The 12,592-nt window shown below is 32.4% G+C and carries 12 protein-coding genes; 6 read left to right on the plus strand and 6 right to left on the minus strand.

Annotation, left to right across the window (positions count from 1 at the left end; all coding sequences use genetic code 11):
- A partial coding sequence (locus HMPREF2864_RS00030) for a Rib/alpha-like domain-containing protein (protein WP_141743494.1) occupies positions 1-512 on the plus strand: 512 nt, incomplete at its 5' end.
- Positions 513-627: 115 nt separating this feature from the next.
- Here the strand turns inward: HMPREF2864_RS00030 and HMPREF2864_RS00035 are convergent.
- Together HMPREF2864_RS00035 and HMPREF2864_RS00040 are read right to left on the minus strand one after the other, a co-directional pair.
- On the minus strand, positions 628-816 hold the full coding sequence (locus tag HMPREF2864_RS00035; protein WP_002459911.1) for a hypothetical protein: 189 nt from the start codon (positions 814-816) through the stop codon (positions 628-630).
- A gap of 23 nt (positions 817-839) precedes the next feature.
- Positions 840-2,258 (minus strand): glycosyltransferase family 2 protein, encoded by a 1,419-nt coding sequence (locus tag HMPREF2864_RS00040; RefSeq protein ID WP_070544703.1) that lies wholly within the window; start codon positions 2,256-2,258, stop codon positions 840-842.
- A gap of 179 nt (positions 2,259-2,437) precedes the next feature.
- Here HMPREF2864_RS00040 and HMPREF2864_RS00045 point away from each other — a divergent pair, with 179 nt between their 5' ends.
- On the plus strand, positions 2,438-5,629 hold the full coding sequence (locus tag HMPREF2864_RS00045; protein WP_070544704.1) for a CDP-glycerol glycerophosphotransferase family protein: 3,192 nt from the start codon (positions 2,438-2,440) through the stop codon (positions 5,627-5,629).
- A 174-nt stretch (positions 5,630-5,803) separates the two neighbouring features.
- On the opposite strand, the gene folE2 is transcribed toward HMPREF2864_RS00045, so the two are convergent.
- Genes folE2 through HMPREF2864_RS00060 form a run of 3 tightly spaced genes read right to left on the minus strand, consistent with a single transcriptional unit; the run spans position 5,804 to position 7,741 of the window.
- Positions 5,804-6,685 (minus strand): GTP cyclohydrolase FolE2, encoded by an 882-nt coding sequence (gene folE2 / locus HMPREF2864_RS00050; protein WP_002459907.1) that lies wholly within the window; start codon positions 6,683-6,685, stop codon positions 5,804-5,806.
- A 14-nt stretch (positions 6,686-6,699) separates the two neighbouring features.
- On the minus strand, positions 6,700-7,365 hold the full coding sequence (gene bshB2, locus HMPREF2864_RS00055) for a bacillithiol biosynthesis deacetylase BshB2 (protein WP_002479445.1): 666 nt from the start codon (positions 7,363-7,365) through the stop codon (positions 6,700-6,702).
- 13 nt (positions 7,366-7,378) lie between these two features.
- Positions 7,379-7,741: a YojF family protein gene (locus tag HMPREF2864_RS00060; RefSeq protein ID WP_002479444.1), complete on the minus strand. Its 363-nt coding sequence runs from the start codon at positions 7,739-7,741 to the stop codon at positions 7,379-7,381.
- Positions 7,742-8,005: 264 nt separating this feature from the next.
- Here HMPREF2864_RS00060 and hxlA point away from each other — a divergent pair, with 264 nt between their 5' ends.
- The 4 genes from hxlA (at position 8,006) to scdA (ending at position 12,123) form a co-directional block, all read left to right on the plus strand.
- Positions 8,006-8,638, plus strand: a complete 633-nt coding sequence (gene hxlA / locus HMPREF2864_RS00065; RefSeq protein WP_002479443.1) for a 3-hexulose-6-phosphate synthase — start codon at positions 8,006-8,008, stop codon at positions 8,636-8,638.
- A gap of 1 nt (position 8,639) precedes the next feature.
- Positions 8,640-9,188 (plus strand): 6-phospho-3-hexuloisomerase, encoded by a 549-nt coding sequence (gene hxlB, locus HMPREF2864_RS00070; protein ID WP_002479442.1) that lies wholly within the window; start codon positions 8,640-8,642, stop codon positions 9,186-9,188.
- 671 nt (positions 9,189-9,859) lie between these two features.
- Positions 9,860-11,272, plus strand: a complete 1,413-nt coding sequence (locus HMPREF2864_RS00075) for an MFS transporter (protein ID WP_002459902.1) — start codon at positions 9,860-9,862, stop codon at positions 11,270-11,272.
- A 173-nt stretch (positions 11,273-11,445) separates the two neighbouring features.
- Entirely contained in the window at positions 11,446-12,123 is a 678-nt protein-coding gene (gene scdA / locus HMPREF2864_RS00080; RefSeq protein WP_002492977.1) for an iron-sulfur cluster repair di-iron protein ScdA, read from the plus strand.
- Positions 12,124-12,303: 180 nt separating this feature from the next.
- Here scdA and vraX read toward each other — a convergent pair whose 3' ends face one another.
- A complete protein-coding gene (vraX, locus tag HMPREF2864_RS12100) occupies positions 12,304-12,474 on the minus strand; it encodes a C1q-binding complement inhibitor VraX (protein WP_002479440.1) in 171 nt (56 codons plus the stop codon).
- Positions 12,475-12,592 lie beyond the last annotated feature (118 nt).

The raw sequence follows: 12,592 nt of genomic DNA on the forward strand, positions 1-12,592 counted from the left end.
ACTTTGGTACACCAACAACAGCGGATGACGTAACTAAAGCAGTGACAGTACCAAATTATCCAAGCGATAAACCAGCACCAAAAGTAACTGTAGATAATCCAAGTACATTGCCAAACGGTAAAACACCAGGTACTGTATATGTACCAGTAACAGTGACATATCCAGATGGATCAAAAGATCATGTAACAGTTTCTGTAACTACTAGACCAAATAAACCATCTGAATCAGTACAACCAGTTCAACCAAGTGAACCAGTTCAACCAGCTAAAGACGCAACACCTTTAGTCGATGGAAATCATGTAACGGTTGATACGCAAAATCATGCAAAAACAGCTACTAACCAATCAACTCTAGATAATAAACATCAAGCACCAGCTAAAGCTTCTGAACAGAAATCTTTACCTGATACAGGTCAAAAAGAAACTACAAATACAACATTATTCGCTGGCTTGTTCGCAGCATTAGCTACAGCTATGTTTGTATCTAGAAAACGTCGTAAAGACAACAAATAATAGTCAGTATATTAGTATTTAATGTTTAATATAATGACATTAAATTGGCCTAGCGAGGAGACAAATTATTCCTCGTTAGGCCTTTTTTAATACAAAATTTTATACTTATAGTAGACTACTCATATAATTCTTCTATAGGAATCAACCGTCCTTCGCTATCTCTATGTAATCCCATACGTTCTAATATATCTTCTTCAGAGTCGATATTAGTCATATTAATCTTATAGTCTTCTTTTAATTTCTTTTGGTTTAAGAAAAACAATACTGCAAGTAAAATATTTGTAAATATTAATAAATTTTTCATTGCAATAGCTCCTGTTAGATAATTTATTTTACTTTCATAGAAAGAAATCCATTAATTGTCGGATAAAAAGTGATATCATTTGAAGGTAATGTCATATTTTTGTTGTAAGCATATCTAATATTTAATGGTTTATAGTTATCATATATAACGAATACATTATAAATGCCTTTGCTAAGGTCATTTAGAATTGTTTCAGGTAGTTTAATTGTTAACAAGTCGTGGTTGATTGAATAATCTGATAAAAATATAGAATGCATAAAATTTGATCGACTTGCTAATTGAATGCCACTAATTGAAAGTTCAGATAAATTATGGATTGCTAATTGTAAATAGACAGACTTTTGAACTTGTTGTAAATTTTTAGTTGTTGCAAGTGGGTCTCTCACTTCAAAACGATAATCGTCTACGCTTATTAGCGAATAATGTTGTTGATTGGGCTTAGTTAGAAGTTTAGCACCGCTATTGTACCAAGCAAAAAAGGCGTTAAATTTATCAACATCGTCGTGATAAATTGCATTTATTACATCATCATATTTATGAGCAACGTTTGGTATAATATAATCACGTATATATGGATGTGTGCATATTTTTTTAATAATATCAAACACGCTAATTTTTTGCGTGAAATTTAAATTAATAAACACTTTTGAATTACAATTATTGAATAAATCATATTCAACAATGCGTAATAAAAATTTATCTCTAATTTTTTTATCTGAGATGTTTAAAGCAGACTTAAATATGATGTAATCACTTTCTCTTTTTGTTAAAAAATCTGATTTTTTAACGATAGAAACATTATCTGTTGAACGATTTAAATAGTTAGCTACGATAGGCGTCGTTGTAACATGATGTGCATTCACAAAGGCAGTCATAAAGAATAATTTGTCCTCACCAAAATGTAAGTTCAGAGGAAATTGAATGTTATTTTCAATAATCAACGATCTTTTAATAAATTTGCCACTGGGTCCCATATAATAATAAAGATAGGGAATATCGCTGCCTGGTTTATCTATATATTCATCGATCGTCATAAATTTGGCATGAACGGTTGTATTACCATCTTTATATTTTATTACTTTCGCAATAATCAGATCGGTATCGTAAATAACATATTTGTTGGCTATCTTTTCTAAAATATTTAAATCTAACCAATCGTCACCATCGAGGAAGTAAATATAGTGGCCATGACTTAATTGAATGCCTAGATTGCGCGGTGCGGATGGGCCGCCACTGTTAAGTTCTAACTGATGAATTGTAAGATTATTTGCATTAAATGTCTGTAGTTTATTAAAAGTATCATCAGTCGATTTATCATCGATGACTATTATTTCATATAAATCGTTATTTAACGTTTGGTTTATTACAGAATTCAATGTTTTTTCAATAGTTTTATCATTATTAAAGGTAGTCACTATTATAGAAAAAAATGGTTTATTCATAAAAACGGTCCTCAATATATTAATTATAATATTTTGTTTCCCATTACATTATAACTTGTTAATTGATATAATGTAATTAGAATTCTGAAATTTACAATATTTTAACAATCATATGAGAATATAACTGATATTATAAAGCTTATTAGAGCTTAGCTATAAGGTAATTGGAGGGAAATGAGTTGCATAAAATAACACAAGAAGGTACGGTTTTACATATATTATTTGATAGACCGGACAAAGTGATTCACCGAATTTTTGTAAAAAATGAATTTGATTCTATTGAATATGATAATGCAAGTGGCAGTAATCACTTTAAAATCAATTTGTTAGAAGTTGCTGAACATTTTAAATCACAAGATGATCCTAAAATCTATATTATTGTGGAAGAATCTACTGATATTTTAACTACACAAAGAACTTTAAAGGTTTTCAACGAAGATTTTGAAGTGGAAAATTTAAGTGCTGTTGTTGAAAATAATTGCATCATTTATCCATACATTACTAAAAATGGCTTTTTACATTTATCAATGAGTGACTATGTGCCAAGTAAAATATATTTTTCTCGCAGACATATTGATTCCTTGAAAATGAATAATCGTCAAGCACAAATTGATGGACAGTTTGCGATTATAAACTCACATTTAACTACAACACATTTATTAATAAAAACGAGATTTACGGATAGAGAAAAAAGGATAGCCATTGTACCTCAATTAAATGGCAATAACAAGAATGCAGCAACATATGATTTTTCAGTAGATATTTATGATGAACTGATAGAATTCATGCAGTATCCATATGATAGTGGTGATATCATAGATATTTTTTTAGAAATACAAGTTCAAGAAGTATTAGAGCCGATTAAATATAAATTAGGAAATCCACGCATTTTAGCCGAGCGTTTTTTAAAAGGTGAAATCATAACGGAATACAATAATGAAATCATTTCAATTACACCATATTTCACAATGAAAGGGCGCAATCTTTCATTCAGAATTAACCGTTATAGTATCGAGAGTTATTTACAATATATAAACAATATTAAAAAAACCAACATACACCATATACTTAAGAAAGAACAAGAAAAGATTTGGGTGATTGGTGAAAAATCATATAAAGCGCAGGATAATGGGTATCATTTCTTTAAATATATGCGTACACATTATCCGGAACGACCTGTGTACTATGTTATTGAAGAAAGCTCAAAGGAAGCCGAACATGTGCTGCCTTTAGGTAATGTCATATTTTATAAGACACCAGAACATTTTGATATTATGCTTCAAGCAGACTATATTTGTTCGACACATCATCCAGAGCTACTATATCCAACAAACAGTCAAATATACACACGAAAAATCAAAGCAATAAAGGTGTTTTTGCAACACGGCGTTTTAGGAACAAAAAATTTATCACAAATTAATGGAAATCAATTAAAAGATTTTAATGTCGACCTCTTTGTAACAAGCTCGGAACGTGAAAAAGAAATTGTTGTCAGAGATTTGAAGTTTGATAATAATCAAGTTGTTGTGACAGGTTTAGCCAGATTTGATGAGTTATTTAATCCTGATAATCAGGTGAAGAATCAGCTGCTTATTATTCCTACATGGCGTGACTGGTTAATCAATAGTGAACAACTTATTGAGTCGGATTATTTGAGTAGAATCAATGCATTACTCTATAGTTCTAAAATCAAAGAGGTTGTTGACCAAGGTATAGAAGTTATTTTCTGTTTGCATCCTAACATGCAACCATTTATTGATTTATTTGATGTGCCTCCGTATGTCACATGCATTAGACAGGGTGACGTAGATGTTCAACAATTGATTAAAGAAAGTAAATTAATGATTACGGATTATTCAAGTGTCGCTTTTGATTTTAGTTTCTTGTATAAACCTGTGATATATTATCAATTTGATAAAGAAAGATTTCTAGGTAAAGATGGTTCGCATATTGATATTGAGCAGGAATTACCTGGTGTGATAGTTAATTCACTAGCATCATTAGAACAAAAACTTAGTCATTATGTTAATCATAATTTTGAGGTTGAAGATGAGATTAAAGCAAGGGCGAATCAATTTATAAAGTATCGTGATCAGCATAATAGCTGTAGAATTTATAAAGCAATCAGCCATTTTAAAGCACAGTATACTTTGAAAAATAAAGTTAAATATGATATTGTTTCACAGCATCTATTTAAACGGTTTAGAAAAAATAAATACTATTTCAAAACAATGGATAAGTATAATTCTGTAGTATCAAAAGTATTACCAACTAAAAAAGATTTAATTGTGTTTGAAAGTAATGTCGGAAAAACGGTTGGAGATAGTCCGAAAGTAATTTATGATACATTAAAGCAGTATCATCATCATTATGATATCGTGTGGGTGACAAATCAGGATTATCCTTTCAATGATCCACATGTGACAACTGTGGAAAGATTATCACCTGAATACTTCCATTATCTTTCTCGAGCAAAATATTGGATTAATAATCAAAATTTTCCATACTATCTTGCTAAGCCAAAAGACACCATCTATATTCAAACATGGCATGGAACACCTTTGAAAAAAATGTTAAACGATGTTGATACATTTGAAGGTAGAGATGAGGGTTATAAAGATCGAGTAAATCAGGCCATTAAAAATTGGGACTATCTTATTTCACCTAGCCCATATGCAAGTAAATGTTTTAAATCAGCTTTCAACTTTAAGAAAGAAATATTAGAAATAGGCTATCCTAGAAATGATATTTTTTACAGCAATAATGAAGCCCAACTAGAAGTAAAGAAAAAGATGATTAAACAAAAACTAGGCATTAAAGATCAGCGTAAAGTTATTTTATATGCACCAACATTTAGAGACGATGATATTAATAAAGCTAAAAAACACATCATTAAATTACACATGGATTTACAAAAAATGAAAGAAAATTTCGAGGAAGAGTACATTCTTATATTACGACCTCATATTATCATTAGTAATGCATTACATTTAGACGCATCATTAGATGAATTCGTAATTAATGCTAGTGCATATGATGATATTAGTGATTTATATTTAATCACAGATATTTGTATTACCGATTATTCTTCGGTTATGTTTGACTTTGCTAACACTAAAAAACCGATGTTATTCTTTACCTATGATTTGGATTATTATAAAAATCAATTAAGAGGTTTTTATTTTGATTTTGAACAAACTGCACCAGGACCACTGGTACGTACTAATGATGAATTAATTGATGCAATCAAACGAATAGAAACTGTTCGAGAACATTATGGTGAGAAGTATGATGCGTTTTATGAGCGATTTTGTCGATTTGAAACTGGTCATGCTGCCGAAGCAATTGTCAAAAGATTTTTCTTAAATTAAATCACGGTGTTACTCTTGAATCAATGATATCACTTAGCCATTAACAAAAAAGACAAATATTAAGACAATAAAAAAACTGAGCCAAGCAATAGTTGTGTAAACAACCTTGTTTGGCTCATTATTTATGAATGAAACAATTCTGACAAACAATGCGATGATTATCAGGATTTATTTTTATGATTTACGATATTTTAAGCGAGCAAAAGCATCGTGCTGATGGATAGACTCTTCGTTACGACATTCAATATCAAAACCATCTATCCACTCGAAATCAACAAGGTCAGCAGCAATTAAGCGAATCAAATCTTCGACAAAGCGTGGATTTTCATATGCGCGTTCAGTCACACGTTTTTCATCTGGACGTTTTAAAATAGGGTATAGGATCGAACTTGCATTCGCTTCCATGGCGTCCAAGATTTTCTCCTTGTAATCATCTACAATTTGTTCGTCTTTATCTAAGTATGCTTTAACAGTAACAATTCCGCGCTGATTATGTGCAGAGTATTCACTAATTTCTTTAGAACATGGACATAGTGTAGTTACTGTTGCTTCTATCGTAAGCTCTTTACGGGTAATATTATTGCCTTCAATTGCCAGGCCATATGTGACATCTGCATTACCTACTGCTTTAATGTTTGTTACTGGACTATAGCGATCAAAGAACCATTTTCCTTTAACATCGACACCAGCTGAATTTTGTTTCATATTTTCTTGTAGTGTCCGTAATACTTGATACAATGTGCTGTAGTCCAATTCTAGGCCATTACTGTAATGCTTTTCAACGCTTTCTAAGATTCTACTCATATTAATTCCTTTTTCATTTTGTGTTAAGCTAGTCGAAAAACTAAATGTCCCGGCTGTTTGATATTGATTAATACGAACAGGGTACACAAGGTTTTTTATACCAACTTCTTCAATTTCAAAAAGGAAATTTTTATGTGTGCTTTGTAAGTCTGTCATGTCTTGTTTCGTCGTTGGTTTTGTACCTTCGACAGGATCAACTGAGCCAAAGTGTTTCCAACGACCTTCTCGTGTTGATAAATCAAATTCAGTCATATTTCAAACTCCCCTTATGCTTTAAAATGATAAGTCCAGAATGGTTCTACTTCTAAGAAACTTTGCGTTTCACCATCAATTTCAGGACTTGCTAATTGTTTTAAAAACGGACCTGTTTGTGATGCATGAGCTTCAAATGCTTTTAATTTAAGTTCTTTATATTTTGAAATATCATTTAAAATATCTGGTTCTCCTAAATGTTCGATTGCATCATTACTAAATGCAACTAATTGTAAACGAGGGCGCTGTGCAGCGGGCATACGTTTTACAGTTCTAATCACAGCGTCTGCAGTAGCTTCATGGTCAGGATGTACTGAGTAATTAGGATAAAAAGAAATAATGACAGAAGGATGTGTTTCGTCAATTAATCCTTGTATCATTGCATCCATTTGCGCATGAGGTTCAAATTCTACTGTTTTATCTCGTAAACCCATTTTTCTCAAATTTGTAATTCCTAAAATATTTGCGACGTTGTCAAGTTCTTGCTCTCTAATATCTGGTAAGGATTCTCTTGTTGCAAATGGTGGATTACCTAAATTACGTCCCATTTGTCCTAATGTAAGGCAAGCATATGTTACAGGTACTCCTGCCTCAATATAACTTGCTATCGTCCCAGCAGATGAGAAGGTTTCATCATCTGGATGTGGAAATATAACGAGTACATGTCTTTCATCATTCATGACTGTACCTCCTCTATAATGTGAATGGCTTATCACTGATTTCAATAGTGGCAGCCAATTGTCCTTCATAATTAAATCCAGCAATTAAAAATTCATTATTATTGTTGACTTCGAAGTGTGTGAGTCCTTGTACATAGACCCAGCCACCATCACGAAGTTTGAGACCAACGCGGTAAGGATCTTTGCCTCCGCCTTTAAGTTGTGCGTGTTCATATGTGACTTGTATATTTCTTAAAAACGTCCCCGCATTAAAAACACGTTGGTCGAAATGGTTTGCATACGCACCATTTGTTGTTTCAACGTGTAAATAAACAGGTTTATTTTCGTATGATGTGAGTCTTTTTTGTACTTCTATTTCATTAATTGGTTCCAACACATTCACTCCTTGTGCCATACAACATGTTTATCATTCTATTTTACTAAAAAGAACAGCGTAATTGTATATCTCTGCTCAATTTATTTAAAAAAGTAACAATAACGTTGTCATTATACATATAGACTATGCGAATACTTCAGTTAAAAGTTAATTGTTAGAGAAAAATCTAGTCGTTTAAAAAAAGATGAGACGGGTAAACTGCTAACTAGAAATAGAAAAACAAATAATGATTTATATAACATTAATGTTGAAAGGATGTTTGCATTGGAATTACAATTAGCAATCGATTTATTAAACAAAGAAGAAGCAGCAGAATTAGCTAAAAAAGTTGAGGAATATGTAGATATCGTAGAAATAGGTACGCCTATTGTTATCAATGAAGGGTTACCAGCCGTTGAACATTTAAATAAAAATATAAATAATGCAAAAGTATTAGCAGATCTTAAAATAATGGATGCAGCAGATTATGAAGTAAGCCAAGCGATTAAATTTGGCGCAGACGTTGTAACTATTTTAGGTGTTGCTGAAGATGCTTCAATTAAAGCAGCAGTTGAAGAAGCGCATAAACATGATAAACAACTATTAGTAGATATGATTGCTGTTCAAGATTTAGAAAAACGTGCGCAAGAATTAGATGATATGGGTGCTGACTATATTGCAGTGCACACAGGTTATGACTTACAAGCTGAGGGACAATCGCCATTAGATAGCTTACGTAAAGTTAAATCTGTAATTAAAAATTCTAAAGTCGCCGTTGCTGGTGGTATTAAACCAGATACGATAAAAGAAATCGTTGCTGAAAATCCGGACTTAGTTATTGTAGGTGGCGGTATTGCTAACGCTGAAGATCCTGTAGAAGCGGCTAAACAATGTCGTGATGCGATTGAAGGTAAATAATATGTCTCAATTTACAAATTACCGTCTTATTCTTGAAGAGCTAGAGCGTACGTTATCACATGTTCAAGATGAACAATACGACCGTTTTGCGAATGATGTAAATGGTGCGCAAAGTATATTCACTGCAGGTAAAGGGCGTTCGGGCTTTATTGCGAATAGCTTTGCGATGCGTCTAAATCAATTAGGTAAAGATGCGTACGTCGTAGGGGAATCAACAACGCCGTCTATCAAAGAACATGATTTATTTGTAATCTTGTCTGGTTCAGGCTCAACAGCGCATTTACGTTTGTTAGCTGAAAAAGCCCAAACAGTAGGTGCTAAAGTCGTATTATTAACAACAAATCCTGATTCTCCAATTGGGGAGTTAGCAGAAACGGTGATTGAATTACCTGCTGGAACTAAATATAACGCAGAAGGTTCAGAACAACCTTTAGGCAGTTTATTTGAACAAGCTGCACTCCTGTTTTTAGATAGTGTGGTACTTGGACTCATGGATACGTTTAATATTGATGAAGAAACAATGCAAAATAATCATGCTAATTTAGAATAAAAAAAATATATATAATATATTCATTAGCCCGTTGAAATAGTAAATTTCGATGGGCTTTATTAATTAAATGATGTGCTTAAAAGTCTTATTTTACATAAATGAGTTACTAGTAAAAAGAGCAGTAACCACGTTGGTTTTTAGCGAAATAGATACAAAATGCCATTCTAATCGAAATAAATAAATATTAATAAAAGTGAATACATATAGATTATACAAAATATTGCATATGATTGGATAAATATATAGCGGGTATAGTTAGATGACATATTATATTTTATATAACACCGGATTTATGTTGAAAAAACAATATAAATTTTTGACAACTTTTATTGCCTTTAAAGTGAGTATTCGCTAGATTGACAACATTTTTCAAAATCCTTAAGTCATTGATATTAATGGAGATATAAGCATTATTAAAACGAGTGGGAATATGCCGGAATCCCTATGTTTAACTATGCGATAGTGAATATTTAAAGTCAAAATGTAGCGGGCAATAATTCAACGCAATTTACTATAACACGATAAAGCATTAAAAATTTATATAAATATAATTAAAAATTCTGTAAAATGAATAAACTTGAATTTTAAAAATTAATTTTTCTTTAATCGATTTGACATTATAAATTAATAACGTATAATTATGTAACATATTACAAGGGAGTGTATCATTCATGGATTTCGAAAAAGAAAATATTAACATGGTAAACGCTCAAAAAGCCAAAAAAACTGTTATCGCAACAGGAATTGGTAATGCCATGGAATGGTTTGATTTTGGGGTTTATGCCTACACAACTGCATACATAGGTGCAAACTTCTTTTCTCCAGTTGAAAACGATCAAATTCGACTAATTCTTACTTTCGCTGCGTTAGCGATTGCTTTCTTATTACGACCAATTGGGGGAATTGTTTTTGGCGTTATAGGGGATAAATATGGTCGGAAAGTCGTATTAACAACGACAATTATTTTAATGGCGTTTTCAACGTTAACGATTGGTTTGTTACCCAATTACGATACTATAGGAATTTGGGCACCAATACTATTACTACTTGCTAGAGTGTTGCAAGGGTTCTCTACAGGAGGAGAATATGCTGGTGCAATGACATACGTAGCAGAGTCTTCTCCGGATAAAAGCCGTAATCGTTTAGGCTGTGGTTTGGAAATTGGGACATTATCAGGTTATATAGCAGCTTCAATTATGATTGCCATTTTAAGTTATTTATTAACGGCAGAACAAATGCAATCATGGGGCTGGAGAATACCGTTTATTCTAGGTTTATTCCTTGGTTTATTTGGATTATATTTACGTCGTCGCTTAGAAGAATCACCTATTTTCGAAAATGATATTGAAACGGCGCCACAACGAGATAATATTGGTTTTTTAACTATTATTCGTTACTATTACAAGGATATTTTAGTCTGTTTTGTAGCGGTTGTATTTTTTAACGTAACAAATTATACAGTCACTGCATATTTACCGACTTACTTAGAACAAATAGTGAAATTGGATGCGACAACAACAAGTGTGCTGATTACTTGTGTGATGGCTATTATGATTCCATTAGCACTTATGTTCGGTAGAATTGCAGATAAAATTGGTGAGAAAAAAGTGTTCTTAATAGGTACGGGTGGTTTAACACTATTAAGTATCGTTGCTTTTAGCTTATTGAATACTCGCTCATTACCACTGATTATTGTTGGTGTACTAGTATTAGGGTTCTTCTTATCAACATATGAGGCGACAATGCCTGGATCGTTGCCAACAATGTTCTATACGCATATTAGATATCGAACATTGTCTGTAACCTTTAACTTATCAGTGTCATTATTTGGTGGTACAACACCACTTATAGCTGCTTGGTTAGTAAACTACACAAACAATATTTTAGCACCTGCATATTATTTAACTGCGATAAGCGTCATTGGTTTTGTTGTCATTTCATTACTGCATTTTAGTATGGCTGGAAAATCATTGAAAGGTTCTTATCCTAATGTCGATAGTGAAGAAGACCGTAGATACTTCGAAGAGCATCCTAAAGAGGCATTATGGTGGGTACAAGAACGTAAAGAAAAAGAAGACTTTTAGTATGACAATTAGACGTGCATGTCAATTTATGATGAATTGGCACGCACGTTATTTGTTTTTGTCGCTAAATTTGAATAAAAGGCGACGTCATTTTGTCAATCTTATGAACAGACTAGGTTATCGTGTTAACACGTTTTATAATATGGATAACTTATATGATAAAGGTGATTAATATGATAACGAAAGAAACAATTGTTGCAGAAGTAGTGACTGATTATCCAAAAGCAGCAGATGTTTTTAAGCATGCAGGCATAGATTTTTGTTGCGGTGGTGCTATTTCAATCGAACAAGCAAGCCAAAAGAGTAAATTATCGTTAGAAGCGTTGTTATCACAGCTTCAACAACTCGAAAGACAAAGTGAGCCAGGTGGCGGTTTAAATCCTAAATATTTAAGCGTGACCTCATTGATTCAGTATATTCAAGCTGCGTATCATGAACCACTAAAGGAAGAATTAAAACAACTAACGCCATATATAACAAAAGTAGCTAAAGTACATGGGCCGCAACACGATTATCTCATTGAGTTAAAAGCGTTATATACCCAATATAAAGACAACATGATTGCACACATGGCACAAGAAGATGATCATGATTTTCCTAAAATGATTGCTTTTTCAAATGGGCAAGATGTTGCAGAAATAGAACAAATTATTCTAGATTTGAAGACAGATCATGATGAGGTTGGTCAAATACTGAAGAAAATGAATCAGCTAACAAATGATTATACAATTCCAAATGAAGCATGCAATACATGGCGCCTCGTTTATCAACGCCTCCAAGCAATTGAAAAAGCAACATATCAACATGTGCATCTTGAAAATCATGTATTGTTTAATAAATTACATGCATAACAACAAACAAGCACTGATATTCGCCAAAGGGGACAACTTTGGAATGAATTCAGTGCTTGTTTGACTTTAATAAGGTGAATTTAGGAATACTATTTGACGTTTGTTACATGATAGGGGGTCAGTAACATCGTACTTTTTTAAGGGTGGATCCATGACGAAATAACATGGAGGCCAATGAGGTTAATAACTTAATTTCATGTTATCAACATCATTTTCTAGTAGAGAGAGCAATTTATAGATTTCGTTTTTATTAAACGTTTCATCGAATTTTACCGTAATTGTCTTGAAGGTTCGCGTAATGATTTCGTAGATAGGGACACCGTTTTCTATATTTTGCTTGTGAATAATCATGTTGACTTGCTCCTCCTTTATCTCTCTACACTTCATATCTTACTGAATTTTTAATTCAAAATCATGAGCCCCAAGTACCAACTTTTAATACGACGTACTACGTATAATCTTCTACGAC

Origin of the sequence: Staphylococcus sp. HMSC059F04 (assembly GCF_001812565.1) — a bacterium.
GTDB lineage: Bacteria > Bacillota > Bacilli > Staphylococcales > Staphylococcaceae > Staphylococcus > Staphylococcus lugdunensis.

What these genes read in the sequence shown, in the direction of transcription:
- HMPREF2864_RS00035 (WP_002459911.1), bottom strand. Translation starts at nt 816, where the DNA reads ATGAAAAATTTATTAATATTTACAAATATTTTACTTGCAGTATTGTTT.
- HMPREF2864_RS00040 (WP_070544703.1), bottom strand. Translation starts at nt 2,258, where the DNA reads ATGAATAAACCATTTTTTTCTATAATAGTGACTACCTTTAATAATGAT.
- folE2 (WP_002459907.1), bottom strand. Translation starts at nt 6,685, where the DNA reads ATGACTGAATTTGATTTATCAACACGAGAAGGTCGTTGGAAACACTTT.
- bshB2 (WP_002479445.1), bottom strand. Translation starts at nt 7,365, where the DNA reads ATGAATGATGAAAGACATGTACTCGTTATATTTCCACATCCAGATGAT.
- hxlB (WP_002479442.1), top strand. Translation starts at nt 8,640, where the DNA reads ATGTCTCAATTTACAAATTACCGTCTTATTCTTGAAGAGCTAGAGCGT.
- HMPREF2864_RS00075 (WP_002459902.1), top strand. Translation starts at nt 9,860, where the DNA reads ATGGATTTCGAAAAAGAAAATATTAACATGGTAAACGCTCAAAAAGCC.
- scdA (WP_002492977.1), top strand. Translation starts at nt 11,446, where the DNA reads ATGATAACGAAAGAAACAATTGTTGCAGAAGTAGTGACTGATTATCCA.
- vraX (WP_002479440.1), bottom strand. Translation starts at nt 12,474, where the DNA reads ATGATTATTCACAAGCAAAATATAGAAAACGGTGTCCCTATCTACGAA.